This is a genomic window from Streptomyces chryseus, from assembly GCF_014650755.1.
GTDB lineage: Bacteria > Actinomycetota > Actinomycetes > Streptomycetales > Streptomycetaceae > Streptomyces > Streptomyces chryseus.
This window is the reverse complement of the sequence record NZ_BMVO01000003.1, coordinates 159,220-176,789: the sequence shown is the minus strand read 5'-3', so window position 1 is coordinate 176,789 and position 17,570 is coordinate 159,220. Positions and strand designations below refer to the sequence as shown.

Annotated in this window: 15 protein-coding genes and 5 tRNA genes; 11 read left to right on the top strand and 9 right to left on the bottom strand. The window is 69.3% G+C overall.

Features of this window, described 5'->3' with window-relative positions; translation table 11 throughout:
• Positions 1 to 68 precede the first annotated feature (68 nt).
• Complete coding sequence (gene ndgR / locus IE185_RS07460; protein WP_028813744.1) at positions 69 to 788, top strand: IclR family transcriptional regulator NdgR; 720 nt, start codon at positions 69 to 71, stop codon at positions 786 to 788.
• A 236-nt stretch (positions 789 to 1,024) separates the two neighbouring features.
• On the opposite strand, the gene IE185_RS07455 is transcribed toward ndgR, so the two are convergent.
• The 6 genes from IE185_RS07455 to IE185_RS07430 all read right to left on the bottom strand — a co-directional run bounded on the left by IE185_RS07455 (position 1,025) and on the right by IE185_RS07430 (position 2,349).
• Positions 1,025 to 1,097 (bottom strand) — tRNA-Glu (locus tag IE185_RS07455).
• 21 nt (positions 1,098 to 1,118) lie between these two features.
• A tRNA-Gln gene (locus tag IE185_RS07450) sits at positions 1,119 to 1,190 on the bottom strand.
• A gap of 31 nt (positions 1,191 to 1,221) precedes the next feature.
• Positions 1,222 to 1,294 (bottom strand) — tRNA-Glu (locus IE185_RS07445).
• Positions 1,295 to 1,357: 63 nt separating this feature from the next.
• Positions 1,358 to 1,430, bottom strand: a tRNA-Glu gene (locus IE185_RS07440).
• Between the two features lie 37 nt (positions 1,431 to 1,467).
• Positions 1,468 to 1,539, bottom strand: a tRNA-Gln gene (locus IE185_RS07435).
• 87 nt (positions 1,540 to 1,626) lie between these two features.
• Positions 1,627 to 2,349, bottom strand: a complete 723-nt coding sequence (locus IE185_RS07430; protein ID WP_138894004.1) for an HAD family hydrolase — start codon at positions 2,347 to 2,349, stop codon at positions 1,627 to 1,629.
• 144 nt (positions 2,350 to 2,493) lie between these two features.
• Here IE185_RS07430 and IE185_RS07425 point away from each other — a divergent pair, with 144 nt between their 5' ends.
• Both IE185_RS07425 and IE185_RS07420 read left to right on the top strand, forming a co-directional pair.
• Positions 2,494 to 2,934, top strand: a complete 441-nt coding sequence (locus tag IE185_RS07425; protein WP_138894005.1) for a hypothetical protein — start codon at positions 2,494 to 2,496, stop codon at positions 2,932 to 2,934.
• Positions 2,935 to 3,011: 77 nt separating this feature from the next.
• Complete coding sequence (locus IE185_RS07420; protein WP_189714832.1) at positions 3,012 to 3,905, top strand: hypothetical protein; 894 nt, start codon at positions 3,012 to 3,014, stop codon at positions 3,903 to 3,905.
• Positions 3,906 to 3,983: 78 nt separating this feature from the next.
• Here the strand turns inward: IE185_RS07420 and gltX are convergent, their stop codons facing one another.
• From gltX to IE185_RS07405, 3 genes are all read right to left on the bottom strand, one after another.
• Complete coding sequence (gltX, locus tag IE185_RS07415; RefSeq protein ID WP_138894006.1) at positions 3,984 to 5,468, bottom strand: glutamate--tRNA ligase; 1,485 nt, start codon at positions 5,466 to 5,468, stop codon at positions 3,984 to 3,986.
• Positions 5,461 to 6,249: a fumarylacetoacetate hydrolase family protein gene (locus tag IE185_RS07410; RefSeq protein ID WP_138894007.1), complete on the bottom strand. Its 789-nt coding sequence runs from the start codon at positions 6,247 to 6,249 to the stop codon at positions 5,461 to 5,463. Before IE185_RS07410 ends, gltX begins: the two co-directional genes overlap by 8 nt.
• Positions 6,250 to 6,344: 95 nt before the next feature.
• A complete protein-coding gene (locus IE185_RS07405; protein WP_138894008.1) occupies positions 6,345 to 6,524 on the bottom strand; it encodes a hypothetical protein in 180 nt (59 codons plus the stop codon).
• A gap of 572 nt (positions 6,525 to 7,096) precedes the next feature.
• Here IE185_RS07405 and IE185_RS07400 point away from each other — a divergent pair.
• From IE185_RS07400 to IE185_RS07365, 8 genes are all read left to right on the top strand, one after another.
• Entirely contained in the window at positions 7,097 to 10,864 is a 3,768-nt protein-coding gene (locus tag IE185_RS07400; protein ID WP_138894009.1) for a sensor histidine kinase, read from the top strand.
• A 9-nt stretch (positions 10,865 to 10,873) separates the two neighbouring features.
• Positions 10,874 to 11,287, top strand: a complete 414-nt coding sequence (locus tag IE185_RS07395) for a roadblock/LC7 domain-containing protein (protein WP_037649408.1) — start codon at positions 10,874 to 10,876, stop codon at positions 11,285 to 11,287.
• A 113-nt stretch (positions 11,288 to 11,400) separates the two neighbouring features.
• Positions 11,401 to 11,808 (top strand): DUF742 domain-containing protein, encoded by a 408-nt coding sequence (locus tag IE185_RS07390; protein WP_069926761.1) that lies wholly within the window; start codon positions 11,401 to 11,403, stop codon positions 11,806 to 11,808.
• The gene (locus IE185_RS07385; RefSeq protein ID WP_138894010.1) at positions 11,789 to 12,370 is read left to right on the top strand and encodes a GTP-binding protein; all 582 of its coding nucleotides are present in this window, start codon (positions 11,789 to 11,791) and stop codon (positions 12,368 to 12,370) included. The genes IE185_RS07390 and IE185_RS07385 overlap by 20 nt, the downstream gene beginning before the upstream one ends.
• A gap of 351 nt (positions 12,371 to 12,721) precedes the next feature.
• Positions 12,722 to 15,889 carry a sensor histidine kinase gene (locus IE185_RS07380; RefSeq protein ID WP_138894011.1) on the top strand — a complete coding sequence of 1,056 codons (3,168 nt, stop codon included), beginning with the start codon at positions 12,722 to 12,724 and terminating at the stop codon, positions 15,887 to 15,889.
• Positions 15,890 to 15,899: 10 nt separating this feature from the next.
• Positions 15,900 to 16,313, top strand: coding sequence for a roadblock/LC7 domain-containing protein (locus IE185_RS07375; RefSeq protein WP_138894018.1), 414 nt, complete (start codon positions 15,900 to 15,902; stop codon positions 16,311 to 16,313).
• A 96-nt stretch (positions 16,314 to 16,409) separates the two neighbouring features.
• Positions 16,410 to 16,964: a DUF742 domain-containing protein gene (locus tag IE185_RS07370; protein WP_138894012.1), complete on the top strand. Its 555-nt coding sequence runs from the start codon at positions 16,410 to 16,412 to the stop codon at positions 16,962 to 16,964.
• Positions 16,945 to 17,526, top strand: a complete 582-nt coding sequence (locus IE185_RS07365) for a GTP-binding protein (protein WP_028813754.1) — start codon at positions 16,945 to 16,947, stop codon at positions 17,524 to 17,526. Before IE185_RS07370 ends, IE185_RS07365 begins: the two co-directional genes overlap by 20 nt.
• Positions 17,527 to 17,570: the final 44 nt, after the last annotated feature.

Here is a 17,570-nt window from a genome sequence, read left to right as displayed (position 1 = left end):
CTACAGATTCGCAAGTTCGGGAGAAAATTGAACTTGCGTTTCACAGAGTGAGACGCGAGTATCGACGCATGGACAACTCTAGCGGCGTCGGCGTTCTCGACAAGGCAGCTCTGGTACTGAGCGCACTGGAGTCCGGTCCGGCCACCCTCGCCGGGCTGGTCGCGGCGACAGGGCTTGCACGACCCACGGCACATCGCCTCGCCGTGGCACTGGAACACCACCGGATGGTGGCGAGGGACATGCAGGGCCGGTTCATCCTCGGTCCGCGGCTGTCGGAACTGTCCGCCGCGGCGGGCGAGGACCGGCTGCTGGCCACGGCGGGACCGGTGCTCACGCACCTGCGCGACGTGACCGGCGAGAGCGCGCAGCTCTACCGCCGGCAGGGCGACATGCGCATCTGCGTCGCGGCGGCGGAGCGGCTGTCCGGACTGCGGGACACCGTCCCGGTGGGCTCGACGCTCACCATGAAGGCGGGCTCGTCCGCCCAGATCCTGATGGCCTGGGAGGAGCCGGAGCGGCTGCACCGGGGCCTCCAGGGCGCCCGCTTCACGGCGACGGCGCTGTCCGGCGTACGCCGCCGGGGCTGGGCCCAGTCGATCGGCGAGCGGGAGCCGGGCGTGGCGTCGGTGTCGGCGCCGGTGCGCGGGCCGTCCAACCGCGTGGTCGCGGCCGTCTCGGTATCCGGACCGATCGAGCGCCTGACCCGCCACCCGGGCCGGATGCACGCCCAGGCGGTCATCGACTCGGCCGCGCGCCTGTCGGAGGCCCTGCGCCGCTCCGGCGGCTGACGGACGCCCGGAGCGCGGCCCCAGGGGTCGCCCGGGGCGCTGCCTCGAACGCCGGTGGGGCCGGATCGCCGGCCCCACCGGCGTTTTCGCCGTCGGCACGGAACGACCGCCCCGGCTGGCCGAGTTGGGGCGTACGAGGGGTTCGTCGCCGCGCCCTGCGGCCGGCCACCGGGGTCATTCCGTACGGACACACGAGAGAAGGCCCCCCGCGCGATGCGGGAGGCCTTCTCTGTACGTACCCCCGACCGGATTCGAACCGGCGCTACCGCCTTGAGAGGGCGGCGTGCTAGGCCGCTACACAACGGGGGCCTTGCAGATGTGCTCTGCGAGCTGGGCTACCAGGACTCGAACCTAGACTAAGGGAACCAGAAACCCTCGTGCTGCCAATTACACCATAGCCCAAAATGGTTTAGACCAATTCGGTTTCAACCCGTACCCCCGACCGGATTCGAACCGGCGCTACCGCCTTGAGAGGGCGGCGTGCTAGGCCGCTACACAACGGGGGCCCTAGCGATCCTTGCGTCAGCGCATCCGGGAGCGACCCGAAGGCGATGGAAAGAAAGGATCTGTACCCCCGACCGGATTCGAACCGGCGCTACCGCCTTGAGAGGGCGGCGTGCTAGGCCGCTACACAACGGGGGCCTTGCAGACACTGCATGACTTCAACAGCTCCTGCGAGCTGGGCTACCAGGACTCGAACCTAGACTAACGGAACCAGAAACCGTCGTGCTGCCAATTACACCATAGCCCACCACAACACAACCCCCTGGTGGGGGTTTGTTTGGTTTGCGCTTCCCGGCCGGACCTTTCGGCCCTCTCGGGCGGCGCAGAAAGAACATTACCCGAAGGTGGACGGCGCTCCAAAACGGGTATCGCGCCGCAACAGCCCTGGTAGCTGCTCGAGCCCGGTGATCCGGATCAGCTCCGGACGCCCGCCCAGTCCGGCGCGGTCGAGCCAGATGCCGACGAGTCCCGCGTCGACGGCGCCCCGGGCGTCGATGTCGGGCTGGTCACCGACGTACGCGACCTCGTGCGGAGGCAGGCCGAGCGCGTCGCAGGCGGCGTGGAAGGCCTCCGGGGCGGGCTTGGAGCGCCCCAGTTCGGCGGCGCACAGCAGCGCCTCGAAGCGGTCGCGCACGCCGAGGATCCGCAGCTTGCGGTCCTGATTGCGGACGCTGGAGTTGGACAGCACGGCGTGCCGGTAGTCGTGCGCGAGCGCGTCCAGGACGGGGACGGTGTCGGGAAAGAGGGCCCAGGCGGACTCGTAGTGCCCGATGTAGCGGTCGAACCAGGCGTCGGCTTCGGCGTCGGTCAGAGACGGCGCGTCCAGGAACTCCCGGACCCGGTCCCGGCGCTGCTCCTCGAAGCTCGTCTCGCCCGTCCCGAAGCGTGCCCAGTGGCGCTCGGTCGCCCGCCGCCAGAGCTCCAGCGCGAGCTCGGCGGTCTCGTAACGCCCCAGCAGGCCCTCTGCCGCGAGGTGGGCCCGTATGCCGGCGGTGTCGGCCGTGGCGTAGTCGAAGAGGGTGTCGTCGACGTCCCAGAGGACAGCTCTGATCGGCATGCCTTCGAACGTACGCGACGACCGCTCGGGATGAGGTGGAATCCAGCATTCTTAGCGGAACTCTAGATTCCAGTTGACGTGGTGGCTCTCCATCCGCCTACACTCCGTCCGCCACTCTGGCGATCAAGGTTCCTGGAGGAATTTGTGACCAATATTCGGCGCGCCCTGGTTGTTGCACTTCCGGCTGCGGCAGCCCTTGCCTTCAGCGTGACCCCGGCCCAGGCCTCGGTCGGCATTCACTGCACCGGTGATGCCAGCTGCGGAACCTTCTGGTACAACTCCGGCCAGAACGGCTCGCGTACCAGCTTCACCGGAACCGGCGGCATCAACGGCAGCATCAAGGACCTCGCGGGCTATAAGTTCCTGGACTCCGGAGCCGGACAGGGCACGCCGGTCAAGAATGGGGCCGCCTCGTTCTACAACGGCAGCGGCGCCCCCACCACAATCTTCTACAACAGCGGCTGGAACGGCCCCTGCGACACCGTCGCGGCCTACACCGTCGCCAACCAGCTGGTGAACACGTACAACGACAACGCCTCATTCGCCTTCGGCGCGTCCGGTTCGAACTGCTACAAGTTCAACTGACGAACAACCGTTCCTTCTTTGCACATCAGCCCCGCGTGAAGGCCACAGCCCACGCGGGGCTCCGCAGTGGAAGCAGCATGATGAGACGTCTGGTGACACCCGCGCTGGCCTTGTTCGCCCTGGTCGGATGCACGGCGCAGGGACCGCAGAGGGACGCCGAGGAGCGGCCCGAGGCGAGCCGCAGCAAGGAGTCCGCCGCCTCCGAGCGGGACTACACCTCGCGGCTGCCCATCGCCGCCTACAGCTATACCAACGCCGAGTACGCGTCCATCGAAGCGGCCGAGAATGTGCTGGCGAACACCTGCATGGCACGCTATTCGCTGACCTATAAGCCGCCCAAGCCGCCCACCGCGCCGCCGGGTGCGGATCGCAGGTACGGCTTGTCGGAGGAAAGCAGTGCCGCCCGTTACGGCTATCATCTGGATTCCTCCGCTGCCCCGCCTCAGCGTATTCAGCTCAGCAAGGACGAACGCACCGTGCTGTTTGGAAAGCAAGCAGGCGATGGGAAGTCCGGACCGCTCGAGTACCGGGGAACAAAGATTCCGGACGTCGGATGCATCGGACAGGCCAAGAATAATCTCGGCAAGGACTACTCCTATCCGGAAGGCGCCGAGACGGCCAGCCGGATATCGGCGCTGAGCTATCAGAAATCCATGCTTGTGCCCGAGGTGCAGACCGTCTTCAAGAAGTGGTCGGCCTGCATGAAGAAAAGCGGATACGACTACGGCTCGCCCCGCGACCCGTTTTCCGTGGAAAACTTCAGCGAAGGCCCTCTGACGGCGCAGGAAAAAGACACCGCAAAAGCCGACGTCGCCTGCAAGCGGAGCACCGGTCTCCTGGACGTGTGGTTCACCGCGGAGTCGGGAATCCAGAAGACGATGATCGCCGAGGACGCCGCGGCGCTCCGCAAGCTCCGCGATCTGCACCAGAAGAAGGTCGCGGCGGCCCGGAAGATCCTCGCCGAGGGCTGAGCCCGCTCCCCCACCCGGAACATACGAGGCCCGGACCCACCTTTGGGGGATCCGGGCCTCGCGTGCGCTGCGGGGCGACTAGCCGGCCAGCTTCGCCAGGGCCGCGTCGATGCGGGCCAGGGTCTTCTCCTTGCCCAGGATCTCCAGGGACTCGAAGAGCGGCAGGCCGACGGTGCGGCCGGTGACCGCCACGCGGACCGGGGCCTGGGCCTTGCCGAGCTTCAGGCCGTGCTCCTCGCCGGCGGCCAGGACGGCCTCCTTGAGGGACTCCGGGCTGGTCCAGTCGGCCGCTTCGAGCTTGGCGCGGGCGGTGGTGAGCAGCGGTACGGGCTCGCCCTTCATCGCCTTCGCCCAGGACGCCTCGTCCTCGACCGGCTCGTCGAGGAACAGGAAGTCGACGTTGGCGGTGATGTCGGAGAGGACCGTCACGCGGGTCTGGGCGTGCGGGGCGATCCGCTCGAAGGCCGCCCGGTCGAAGGACTCCGGCTTCCAGTTCGCGTACGGCGCCTTCAGCCACGGCTCGCAGGCGGCGATGAAGTCGTCGACCGAGAGCTTGCGCAGGTGCTCGGCGTTGATGTGCTCGCACTTCTTCAGGTCGAAGCGCGCCGGGTTGGCGTTGACGTCCTTGATGTCGAAGGCCGCCACCATCTCCTCGATCGTGAAGATGTCGCGGTCCTCGGCGATCGACCAGCCCAGGAGGGACAAGTAGTTCAGCAGGCCCTCCCGGAGGAAGCCGCGCTCGCGGTAGAGGTTGAGGGACGCCTCGGGGTCGCGCTTGGAGAGCTTCTTGTTGCCCTCGCCCATGACGTACGGGAGGTGCCCGAACTGCGGGATCTCCTTGGCGACGCCCAGCTCGATCAGCGCCTTGTAGAGCGCGATCTGGCGGGGGGTGGAGGACAGCAGGTCCTCGCCGCGCAGGACGTGGGTGATCTCCATCAGCGCGTCGTCAACCGGGTTGACGAGCGTGTAGAGCGGGGCTCCGCTGGCGCGGACGATGCCGTAGTCCGGGACGTTGTCCGGGTTGAAGGTCAGCTCGCCGCGGACCAGGTCCGTGAAGGTGATCGGCTCGTCGGGCATCCGGAAGCGCACGATGGCCTCGCGGCCCTCGGCCTTGTACCGCTCGACGCGGTCGGCGCTCAGGTTGCGGCAGGTGCCGTCGTAACCCGAGGGCTTGCCGGCGGCGCGGGCCGCGTCGCGGCGGACCTCCAGCTCCAGGGCGGTGCAGAAGCACTCGTACGCGTAGCCGCCCGCCATCAGCTTCTGGGCGACGTCCTTGTAGATGTCCATCCGCTGGGACTGGCGGTACGGGGCGTGCGGGCCGCCGGCCTCGGGGCCCTCGTCCCAGTCGAGGCCCAGCCAGCGCAGCGAGTCCAGCAGCTGGTTGTACGACTCCTCGGAGTCGCGGGCGGCGTCGGTGTCCTCGATGCGGAAGACCATCGTGCCGCCGTTGTGCCGGGCGAAGGCCCAGTTGAACAGGGCGGTGCGGACCAGGCCCACGTGGGGGTTGCCGGTCGGCGAGGGACAGAAACGTACTCGGACGGGAGACGGGGTTGCGCTATCCACGCTTGATCACCTTGTTGGTGAGAGTGCCGATGCCTTCGATGGTGACGGCGACTTCGTCGCCGACGTTCAGGGGTCCGACTCCGGCCGGGGTCCCCGTGAGGATGACGTCGCCCGGGAGCAGCGTCATGGCCTCGGAGATGTGCACGATCAGGTCCTCGACGGAGCGGATCATGTCGCTCGTACGCCCCAGCTGGCGCTGCACTCCGTTGACCGTGCACTGAATGGCCAGGTCGGCGGGGTCGAGGTCGGTCTCCACCCAGGGGCCGAGCGGGCACGAGGTGTCGAAGCCCTTGGCCCTGGCCCACTGCTTCTCGCGCTGCTGGACGTCGCGTGCGGTGATGTCGTTGGCGCAGGTGTAGCCGAAGATGACGTCCTTGGCGCGCTCGCGCGGGACCTCGCGGCACATGCGGCCGATGACCACGGCGAGTTCCGCCTCGTGGTGCAGCTCGCTGGAGAAGGAGGGGTACGCGATGTCGTCACCGGGGCCGGTCACCGAGGTGGACGGCTTGAAGAAGGTGAGGGGGAGGTCGGGGACCTCGTTGCCCAGTTCCGCCGCGTGCTCCGCGTAGTTGCGGCCGATGGCCACGACCTTGCTGGGGAGCACGGGCGGCAGGAGGCGCACCTTGCTCAGCGGGACCTTGACGCCGGAGAGCTCGAAGTCGGCGTACGGGATGCCCTTGATGATGTCGAGGACGAGGTCGTCGGGACCGCGTTCGCCGGCGGCCGCGCTGATCGCGCCGAAGGCCACGTTGCCGTCGATGGAGAACCTGGCGATACGCACGGGATGCTGCCGCCCCTTACTTGCTGGCTGGAGACTGAACGCCTCAGGCTAACGCGGCCGAGGCGTCCCGCCTCCCGTGTCGGCGCCGTGCCCGGCTACGCGGCGGGGGCTTCCATGAGGATGGTCCGGCGCGGGTTGGCGGTCTCCGAGGGGAGGTCGGCGGCGTGCTGGGGCCGCTCGGGCTCGCGCAGTTCGGCGGCGTCCGCAAGGTGCACCAGCGTGGTGCGGCGGGGGTTCGCGGTGCTGCGGAACATCGACGCGGTCGTGGTCTTCATCTGCTGTTCAGGCCTGTCGGTACGGGCGCCCGCCGGGCGCGGTGATTGTCGGATTCGCCATCCCTGTAAAGCGTCAGGCTAAACATCCGGATCCCCGCCGAAGATGTGAAGCACTCGGGAATGCCGTGTGAGTTTCCTCACGAGATGACGGTCAAACCGGCCATATCGGGCGGCGCCCATCGTTGCGGGAAACGGACATTGCGCCACTGAAGCGGCCATTCCGCTCCTGATCATCAGGACTGGGACACCCCCTACCCCTAAGTGACTCGCTCACCTTTGCCCCTTTTCAGCCCGAACGGTTTCTACACCAGGTGACCCGTCACTCACATGGCGTCACCGGGCCCGCGGGGCGACACGCGGGCCTTGTTGGAGATCCTGCACTGTGCTGGAATTCCCCGGACCGCCGCGAGATTCCAGCCGGCGCGCAGGGCGCAACGCAGCGCCGAGTGGCGGCGGGAAAGGGAGAAGCGCCGGTCACTCACGACCACCCATGGGGCCGCTCGGTACCCCAAGACTCGACACCGTTCCGCCGTTCGCGCGGGGGAACGCCTGGTCCAGAGGTTGCGACGCTAGTGCAGGGACGTTTCAAGAGGGATGGCAGCGCTGCGGCGGAGCAGGAGCCGCGCGGGACAGACCGCGGATCCGCACCCCAGCACGCCCAAAATCACGCACCGGCCCCGGTCGGCGGCGGCGATCGTGCCGCGCACGGCGGGGCCAAGGGCGGCGGTGAGCAGGCGGCTGCCCCGAGGGCCAAGGAACCCGGTTCCACGGGCTCTCGAATAGCCCTGCGCAACTGGCGCATCAGTACCCGTCTGGTCTCCCTGCTGGCCCTCCCGGTGGTCGCGGCGACCACCCTGGGTGGTCTGCGTATCAACGAGTCCATGAACGACATGGAGCAGCTGGAGCACATGCAGCTGCTGACCGACATGACCAAGCAGGCGACCGAGCTCGCCCTCGCGCTCCAGGAGGAGCGCGACCGGTCGGCCGGTCCGCTCGCCAACGGCACCAGCCCGGCCGACTTCAAGGTCAAGGGCCCCCGCGAGAAGACCGACCGGGCCAAGGACGCCTTCATCGAGGGCACCCAGCAGGTCAAGCCCAACGGTGACGAGAGCCTGCAGAGCATCCGGGGCAGCCTCACCCAGATCGCCATGCGCCTGAACTCGATCCGCCAGATCCGCGAGGGCGCGTACCAGAAGAAGACGACCAACTCGCAGACGGTCAACAACTACAGCCAGCTGATCACCTCGCTGCTGAGCCTCTCCCAGGACATGGCGCAGGCCACCTCCAACCCGGAGATGATCAAGCGGACGCGCGCCCTGTCGGCGTTCTCCTCCGCCAAGGAGTACGCGTCCATCCAGCGCGCGATCATCGCCGCCTCGCTGCCGGCGAACGACCGCGAGGTCGGCACGCTCACCGAGAACGACCGCCTCTACGCCAAGTCCGCGCAGGACAGCGAGGCCGCCGCGCTCAAGCAGTTCGACCAGGTCTACGTCGGCGACAACGAGCAGCTCACCGCCTCCCTGGAGAGCGGCAACGACGCCACGATCGAGGCCGCCAACAAGTACGCGGACCGCGTGCTGCAGACGCCGGACCGGCTCAAGAGCGAGCAAGAGCGCTCGTACATGGACTGGATCGACGCCGACACCACCAAGCTCCAGGCGATGAAGCGGATCGAGGCCACGCTTCTCAACGAGATGGAGCAGAAGGCCCGTGAGCTGCGCAACGAGTCGCAGCGGGACGCCATCCTCAACGGTGTCCTGATCCTGCTCGTCCTCGGCGTCTCGCTGGTCGGCGCGTTCGTCGTGGCCCGCTCCATGATCCGCTCGCTGCGCCGCCTCCAGGACACCGCGACCCGGGTCGCCCAGGAACGTCTGCCCGAGCTCGTCAAGCAGCTCTCCGAGGCCGACCCGCAGGACGTCGACACGTCCGTGGAGTCCGTCGGTGTCCACTCGCGCGACGAGATCGGCCAGGTGGCCGCGGCCTTCGACGACGTGCACCGCGAGGCGGTCCGACTGGCCGCCGAGCAGGCGCTGCTGCGAGGCAACGTCAACGCGATGTTCACCAACCTCTCGCGCCGTTCGCAGGGCCTCATCCAGCGTCAGCTCTCGCTCATCTCCGAGCTGGAGTCGCGCGAGGCCGACCCGGACCAGCTGTCCTCGCTGTTCAAGCTCGACCACCTCGCGACCCGCATGCGCCGTAACGGTGAGAACCTCCTCGTTCTCGCCGGTGAAGAGCCCGGCCGCCGCTGGACCCGGCCCGTGCCGCTCGTCGACGTGCTGCGTGCCGCCGCGTCCGAGGTGGAGCAGTACGAGCGCATCGAACTGTCCTCGGTGCCCGGCACCGAGGTCGCCGGCCGCGTCGTCAACGACCTCGTGCACCTGCTCGCCGAGCTGCTCGAGAACGCGACCTCCTTCTCCTCCCCGCAGACCAAGGTCCGGGTCACCGGTCACGCGCTGCCCGACGGGCGGGTGCTCGTCGAGATCCACGACACGGGCATCGGCCTCTCGCCCGAGGACCTCGCGGCGATCAACGAGCGGCTCGCCTCGCCGCCCACCGTGGACGTCTCGGTCTCGCGCCGCATGGGTCTGTTCGTGGTCGGCCGCCTGTCCCTGCGGCACGGCATCCGCATCCAGCTGCGCCCGTCCGACTCCGGTGGCACGACCGCGCTGGTCATGCTGCCCGTCGACGTCGCCCAGGGCGGCAAGAAGGCCCCGGCCAAGACCGGCGCCGCCGCTCAGGCCCAGGTGCCCTCCGGCCCCGGTGCGCGCATGCCGGCCGGTCCGGGTGCGGTCGGCGGCGGAGCCGCTCCGGCGGGCCGGCTGCCCGCCGGTCCCGGTGGCGCGCGCGGTCAGGTCGCGGGCTCCGGGCAGCGCGCCGCGCTGCCCGGCCGCGACGGCGCCCCCGCGCAGGGGCAGCAGCCCGGCGCGGGTCAGGGCGGCGGTCTCTCCGGTGCCTTCGGCGGTTCCCGGCAGGCCGGGAACCGTGAGCGTCCCGACGCACGCCCCAACGCCTTCCAGAAGAACGGCCCCGCCCAGGGCGATCAGGGCCGTATGCCGCAGCAGCCGCAGCAGCCGCAGCAGCAGAACCGGGGCGGCGCTCGCGCCGAGCTGCCCGGCAACCCGGGCCAGCAGCGCCCGGCGCGGCCGCAGGCCGCCAGCTGGGGCGCCGACCAGCCCCGCGGCCACGAGGAAGCGGACCTGGCCTCCCGGCAGAATCCCGGCGCCACCGCCGAGTTCGAGCGCCCGAACTTCGACGCGCCGGACGCGTCCGCCTCCACCGGTGTGTTCGAGCGTTCCGACGTGCGCGGTCCGGTGGGCCCCGCGTCCACCGGTCAGTACGAGCGCCCCGGCCGGCGCGGTCCGCAGGACCCCGCGTCGCCGGGCCAGTTCGCCCGGCCCGCGGGCAACGCCCCGCAGAACAACGCCCCCCACGGCAACGTTCCGCAGGGCAACGGCCCGGCCGGCCAGTACCAGCGGCCCGAGCTGCCCGGCCCCCTGGACCCCGCGTCCACCGCGCAGCTCCCCCGGCCGGACTTCAACGCCCCGCAGCAGGCCAACCCGGCCGGTGCGTACGGCGGGCCGGTCCAGCCGCAGGGCCAGGGCAGGCGCCCGGCCCGCCCCCAGTCCGGCCAGGACCAGGGCGGCCAGAACCAGCCGGGCCACCACCAGGCCGGTCCGCAGGCCCTCGCACCGGCCCCGCGCCGGCACGGCCGCGACAACGACGGCACCCCCGGCGGCGGCGCGCCGCGTCAGCCCGCCGCGAGCCTGCCTCCCCAGCCGCAGCAGCACGAGCTGCCGCCCGCACACGGCCCCGGGGACGGACGTACGCCGCTGTTCGACACGCTGGAATCGAACTGGTTCCAGCAGCAGCAGGCCGAGCAGCAGGCGGCCGCGCCCCAGCAGCACCAGCAGCAGTCCGGGCGGCCCGCGCAGCAGTCTCCTGCCGCGCCCTCCGCCATCCCTCCGATGCCGCAGCGCGCCCAGGCGCGTGACACGGGTGCCGCGAGCAGCACCACCAACGGTACGAACGCCACCAACGGCGCCGCCTGGCGCACCTCGCCGAACGACGAACTCGTAAAGCAGGCCGAGCGGGTCAAGAAGCCCGCAGCCGGCGGTGTCACGACCTCGGGTCTGCCGCGTCGCGTCCCGCGCGCCAATCTGGTGCCGGGTACAGCGCAGCAGCAGAACCACCAGACCGGTCCGCAGGTCTCGCGTGCGCCTGACGACGTGCGCGGACGGCTGACCAATCTTCGTCGGGGTATCCAGCAGGGTCGGCAGGCCGGCAGCGGCTCGTCGACCGGGAGTTTCAACATTGACCCCACTCACCAGCAGGAGCGTTAGTTGAGTCCGATGAGCCAGGCGGCGCAGAATCTGAACTGGTTGATCACCAATTTCGTGGACAACACCCCAGGGGTGTCCCACACGGTGGTGGTCTCCGCCGACGGACTCCTTCTGGCGATGTCCGAAGGTTTCCCGCGTGATCGCGCCGACCAGCTGGCGGCCGTGGCCTCCGGCCTGACCTCGCTGACCGCGGGGGCTTCCCGGATTTTCGAGGGCGGGGCTGTGACCCAGACCGTCGTCGAGATGGAGCGCGGTTTCCTCTTCCTCATGTCCGTCTCCGACGGTTCCTCCCTCGCCGTGCTCGCACACCCCGACTGCGACATCGGCCTCGTCGGTTACGAGATGGCGCTGCTGGTCGACCGGGCCGGCAGCGTTCTGACCCCGGACCTCCGCGCGGAGCTCCAGGGGAGCCTTCTCCACTAGGCAGCGCACCCCAGGTATTGCCGAGAACAGACCCAAGGCCGCGCACAGCCCCCCACCCCGGCCCCGTCAGACGGCAGGCCCATCCCCTGTCGTCATGCCCGGAGGATCGATCCATGACCCCGCCCCCCGCCTCTCATGATCCGTACGGAGCGCGCCTCGACGCGTCGTACGATCACGAAGGCGACCAGCCGCTGGTACGTCCGTACGCGATGACCGGCGGCCGGACCCGGCCGCGCTACCAGCTCGCCATCGAGGCGCTGGTCAGCACCACCGCCGACCCGGCGCACCTCTCCTCGCTGCTGCCCGAGCACCAGCGCATCTGCCACCTGTGCCGCGAGGTCAAGTCGGTGGCCGAGGTCTCGGCGCTGCTGTCGATGCCGCTGGGCGTCGCGCGGATCCTCGTCGCCGACCTGGCGGAGGCCGGCATGGTGGCGATCCACCAGCCGGGCAACGGAGAGGCCGGCGGCACGCCGGACGTCACGCTGCTGGAAAGGGTGCTCAGTGGACTTCGGAAGCTCTAGCAGCGGAGCGGCCCGCTCCACCACCTCGGCGAAGATCGTGGTGGCGGGCGGCTTCGGCGTCGGCAAGACCACGTTCGTGGGCGCGGTCTCCGAGATCGACCCGCTGCGCACCGAGGCCGTCATGACGTCCGCCTCGGCGGGCATCGACGACCTCACCCACACCGGTGGCAAGTCGACGACGACCGTCGCCATGGACTTCGGCCGCATCACCCTGGACCAGGACCTGATCCTGTACCTCTTCGGTACGCCCGGTCAGGACCGCTTCTGGTTCATGTGGGACGACCTCGTGCGCGGCGCGATCGGCGCGATCGTGCTGGTGGACACCCGCCGTCTCGCCGACTGCTTCCCCGCGGTCGACTACTTCGAGAACAGCGGGCTGCCGTTCGTCATCGCGCTCAACGGCTTCGAGGGGCACCAGCCGTACACGCCCGACGAGGTGCGCGAGGCCCTGCAGATCGGTCCCGGCACCCCGATCATCACCACCGACGCCCGCCACCGCGCCGACGCCAAGAGCGGTTTGATCACGCTCGTGGAGCACGCGCTCATGGCACGTCTCAAGTAGTCCCTCGTATACGGCAGTTGTCGTAGCCGTCCAGGCGACGATTCAGGGGCGGACTGTGTCCTTTGACACTCTCCGCCCCTGTGTTCATAACGTTTCGAAAGAGAATTGCGCCGCCGTCACCACCGCAAGCGACCGCGTGGTGCCGCTGCGCTCACATCGGCCCCGCCTTTTGGCGGGGCTCGCTCTTTTTGACCGTTTTATCTGAGGCTTACAACACTCGGAATGGCGGGTTCCCCCTGTTTGGAACGCAGCCGCTCCCCGTGCTGGAATTCGTCGAACTCCCGAGTAGTACGGCCCTGAACGAGAAAAACGGCACACCGTAGGTGCCGGCGCCGAGAGGTTGTTGGTCGAGTGAGGCGTAGCAGCAAGACGAGCTCCGCACAGCAGCAGGCGCGGGGCAACTTCACCCCGCCGCCGCGCACAGCGACGTCGCCCGCGACCTCGCCCGCCGCCGCGCCCAAGGGCAGCGGTGGCAGTGGCGGCAGCAGCAGCAAGTTCTCGCCGCGCAACTGGCGCGTGCCCACCAGGCTGAACGCGATCCTTCTCATACCCGTGGCTGTCGGCCTGGTCATGGGCGGCTTCCAGGTCAAGGGGTCGATCGACACCTGGCGCGAGGCGCAGGACGCCGAGAAGACCGCGGTCCTCGTCCGCGCCGCCTCGGAGTACGGCCAGGCGCTGCTCAACGAGCGCGACCTGACCGCCGACCCGCTCCTGAAGGGCAAGCGCAAGGCCCCCGAGGTCGCCGAGGCGTACGCCGCGACCGACGAGGCCGCGGCGAACTTCCGCGAGGCCACCGGGGACATCCCGGAGAAGCAGGGCCTCGAACGCCGCCTCGGCCTCTTCGCCAAGGAGGAGCCGAAGCTCGCCGCGCTCCGCAAGGCCGCGTACAGCGAGGCCCTCGACCCGGTGAAGACCGAAGAGGGCTACGTCCAAATCCATCACTACCTGATGGAGCTGTCGAACGAGCTGGGCCTGGGCACCGGCAACATCACCTCCTACGGCCGTACGGTCTACGCCGTCCAACTCGCCAAGGCCGCCACGTCGCTCCAGCGTTCCATCGGCGTGCACCTCCTGGTCCGCCCGAGCGCCGACCCGGAGAAGCTCGCGAAGCAGACGGTCGCGTTCAACTCGTACAACTACCTGGAGCAGATCGCCCTCGGCGAGTACGTCTCCGGCGGTACGCAGGCGGACACCGACAAGCTCGAGCGCATCATGAAGGGCAAGGCGGAGGACGGCGCCAAGAAGCTCGCCGCCGCCAAGCAGCAGGCCCAGCAGGCCGGCGTCCCCTTCAAGGCGCCGCCGAGCAAGGGCGGCTCGATCCTGGACGGCATGGCCGAGGCGATCGGCCAGGGCAAGCCGTCCGGCCTGAAGGCCCAGGGCATCACGCCCGAGGTGTGGATGGCCGCTTCCACCGCCAAGTTCGACGGCTACACGGAGATCGAGCAGGACCTCGTCGACAAGGCGGTGGAAGAGGCGGCGACGATCTCCTCCGACGCCAAGACCGACGCCATCGTCAACGGTCTGATCGTCGTCATCGCCCTGCTGGCCTCGGTCATCATGGCCGGTCTCATGGCGCGCCAGATGAGCAGCGCGATGAGCCGGCTGCGGACCGCCGCCTTCGGCATCGCCGAGCAGCGCCTGCCGATGCTGGTCGACCAGCTCTCCCGTACGGAGCCGGGCCGCGTCGACACCCGTGTCGAGCCGATCCCGATCACGTCGCACGACGAGATCGGCGAGGTCGCCCGCGCCTTCGACCAGGTACACCGCGAGGCCGTCCGGCTCGCCGCCGAGCAGGCCATGCTCCGGGGCAACGTCAACGCGATCTTCACGAACCTCTCGCGCCGCAACCAGTCCCTGATCGAGGGCCAGCTGACGCTGATCACCGATCTGGAGAACAACGAGGCCGACCCGGACCAGCTGGAGAACCTCTTCAAGCTGGACCACCTCGCGACCCGTATGCGCCGCAACGGCGAGAACCTCCTCGTCCTCGCCGGCGAGGAGCCGGGCCGCCGCTGGAACCAGCCGGTCCCGCTCGTCGACGTGCTGCGCGCCGCCTCCTCCGAGGTGGAGAGCTACGAGCGCATCGAGCTCAGCGGCGTACCGGAGTCGGAGATCCACGGCCAGGCCGTGACCGACCTCGTGCACCTGCTCGCCGAGCTCCTGGAGAACGCCACCACGTTCTCCTCGCCGCAGACGAAGGTCCGCGTCACCGCGACCCGGCTGCCCGACGGCCGCGTCATGATCGAGATCCACGACAAGGGCATCGGCCTCACCGCCGAGGACTTCGCGGACATCAACCACAAGCTGGCGAACCCGCCGACCGTGGACGCCGCCGTCTCGCAGCGCATGGGCCTGTTCGTGGTCGGCCGCCTCGCGGACCGGCACAGCATCCGCGTCCAGCTCCGCCCCTCGGGCGAGCAGGCCGGTACGACGTCGCTCGTCATGCTGCCGGACGCCATCACCCACGGTGGTGGCGGCGAGCAGCTCCCGCACGACGACTTCACCGTCTCCTCGATCATTCCCGAGCAGCAGGTGTACGAGAGCGCTCCGATGCGCACCGCGGCCGAGCTGGGCTTCGACGACTCGCGCTACGGCAACGAGGGCGACGAAGCGCAGCTGGACCCGGTGGGCCGCTCGCTGCTCCGCGAGGAGCGGCGCGCCCAGCTGGAGGCCCAGGCCACCGGCGACCGCCCGCTGTTCCGCGACGAGGCGCAGCAGGCGTCGTACGACGACCCGCAGCAGTCGTACGGGGACCCGCAGCAGCAGTACGAGCAGCCCCAGCAGCCGGCGTACGACCAGGGCGGGTACGACGACTACCCGGCGTACCAGACGTATCCGGACTCCGATTACCAGGACCAGGCGGCACCGCAGGCGACGTACGAAGACTCGTACGATTCTGCCTCCCACCAGGGGAACTGGCCGGATCAGGGCTCTTATCAGGGAGCGTACGAACCGGAGTTCGGGTCGGAAGCGGAATCTGCGCCGGGCGCTCCCGCGAACGACCGGGAGCGCGTAGGCTTCGACCGTCCGGGTTCCGCCCCGGCCCCCGGCCACGAGGTGACCGACGCCGGTCTCCCGCGCCGTGGCGGCCAGCAGCACTGGCAGCCCGGTGGGGACTCCGTCGGGCAGGACGTGACGCAGCAGCCGGTCGTCGCCCAGCAGCCGCAGCACGACGCGCCGCAGCAGGACGGGGCAGGGAAGGGCAGCACCGACGACTGGCGTTCGTCGAACGACGAGCGCTGGCAGCGGGCGGAGAAGCTCCGTGAGCCCAAGGCGGGCGGAGTCACCTCCTCCGGTCTTCCCCGGCGGGTACCCAAGGCCAACCTGGTCGAGGGAACCGCGGAGCAGACCCCGCAGGGCGGCCCACAGGTCTCCCGCGCTCCCGAGGACGTCCGGGGCAGGCTGAGCAACCTGCGCCGGGGTGTCCAGCAGGGTCGCAATGCGGGAACGGACACGAACACGGCGGCCACCTACGATCAGAACGGTGGCCATGGCAACACCTACAACCAGGAGCGTTAGTGTGAGCCCGATGAGCCAGGCGGCGCAGAATCTGAACTGGTTGATCACCAACTTCGTGGACAACACCCCCGGGGTGTCCCACACGGTGGTGGTCTCCGCCGACGGACTCCTGCTGGCGATGTCCGAGGGCTTCCCCCGGGACCGCGCCGACCAGCTGTCAGCGGTGGCCTCCGGACTCACCTCGCTGACGGCGGGTGCGTCCCGGATCTTCGAGGGCGGCGCGGTCAACCAGACCGTGGTGGAGATGGAGCGCGGGTTCCTCTTCCTCATGTCGATCTCGGACGGCTCCTCGCTGGCCGTGCTCGCCCACCCGGAGGCCGACATCGGTCTCGTGGGTTACGAGATGGCTCTCCTGGTGGACCGGGCCGGCAGTGTCCTCACTCCGGACCTGCGCGCCGAGCTGCAAGGAAGTCTTCTCAACTAGCAGACAAAGAGTGCGCTTTGGTGTCCACGGGCTTTAATGTTCGGGAACGTGGCACCTCAGCAAGCAATCGGGCGCCCGGCAGTCGGAGGAGGAAACGTGGCAACACCCCCGGACGGTTCTTCGGCCAACTGGCCTTACGGCCAGGGTCAGAATCAGGGTGACACCTCGCACAACAGGTTCAACTTCCCCTCCGCGCCGAGCCGGCCGCAGCAGTACGAGCAGCAGCCTCCGCACCAGCGGCAGCCTCAGCAGCGGGTCCAGCCGGCGCAGTCGCGGCGGGCCCCCGCGCCCGCCGCCTCGCAGGCGAACCACAACCCGCTGGTCCGGCCGTACGCCATGACCGGTGGCCGCACCAGGCCGCGTTACCAGCTCGCCATCGAGGCACTGGTCAGCACCACGGCGGACCCGTCACGTCTGCAAGGGCAGCTGCCCGAGCACCAGCGGATCTGCCATCTGTGCCGGGAGATCAAGTCGGTCGCCGAGATCTCCGCACTTCTCACCATCCCCCTCGGGGTGGCCCGGATCCTCGTCGCCGACCTGGCCGAGGCCGGACTTGTAGCCATTCACCAGCCCGGCGGCGACGAGTCCGCCGGCGGTCAGCCAGACGTGACACTGCTCGAAAGGGTGCTCAGTGGACTTCGCAAGCTCTAGCAGCGGAGCAGCCCGCTCCACAACCTCCGCGAAGATCGTGGTGGCGGGCGGTTTCGGCGTGGGCAAGACCACGTTCGTCGGAGCCGTCTCGGAGATCAACCCGCTGCGCACCGAGGCCGTCATGACGTCCGCTTCGGCGGGCATCGACGACCTCACCCACACCGGAGACAAGACCACCACCACGGTGGCCATGGACTTCGGCCGCATCACCCTGGACCAGGACCTGATCCTGTACCTCTTCGGTACGCCCGGTCAGGACCGCTTCTGGTTCATGTGGGACGACCTCGTACGCGGTGCCATCGGCGCCGTCGTCCTGGTCGACACGAGGAGGCTCGCCGACTGCTTCCCCGCCGTCGACTACTTCGAGAACAGCGGACTGCCGTTCGTCATCGCCCTCAACGGCTTCGACGGACACCAGCCGTACAACCCGGACGAGGTGCGCGAGGCCCTGCAGATCGGTCCCGACACCCCGATCCTCACCACCGACGCCCGCCACCGCGCGGACGCCAAGAGCGCGCTGATCACGCTGGTCGAGCACGCCCTGATGGCGCGGCTGCGGTAGGCGTACGGAGCACGCGTACGAGAAAGGCCCCCGCCACTCGCGAG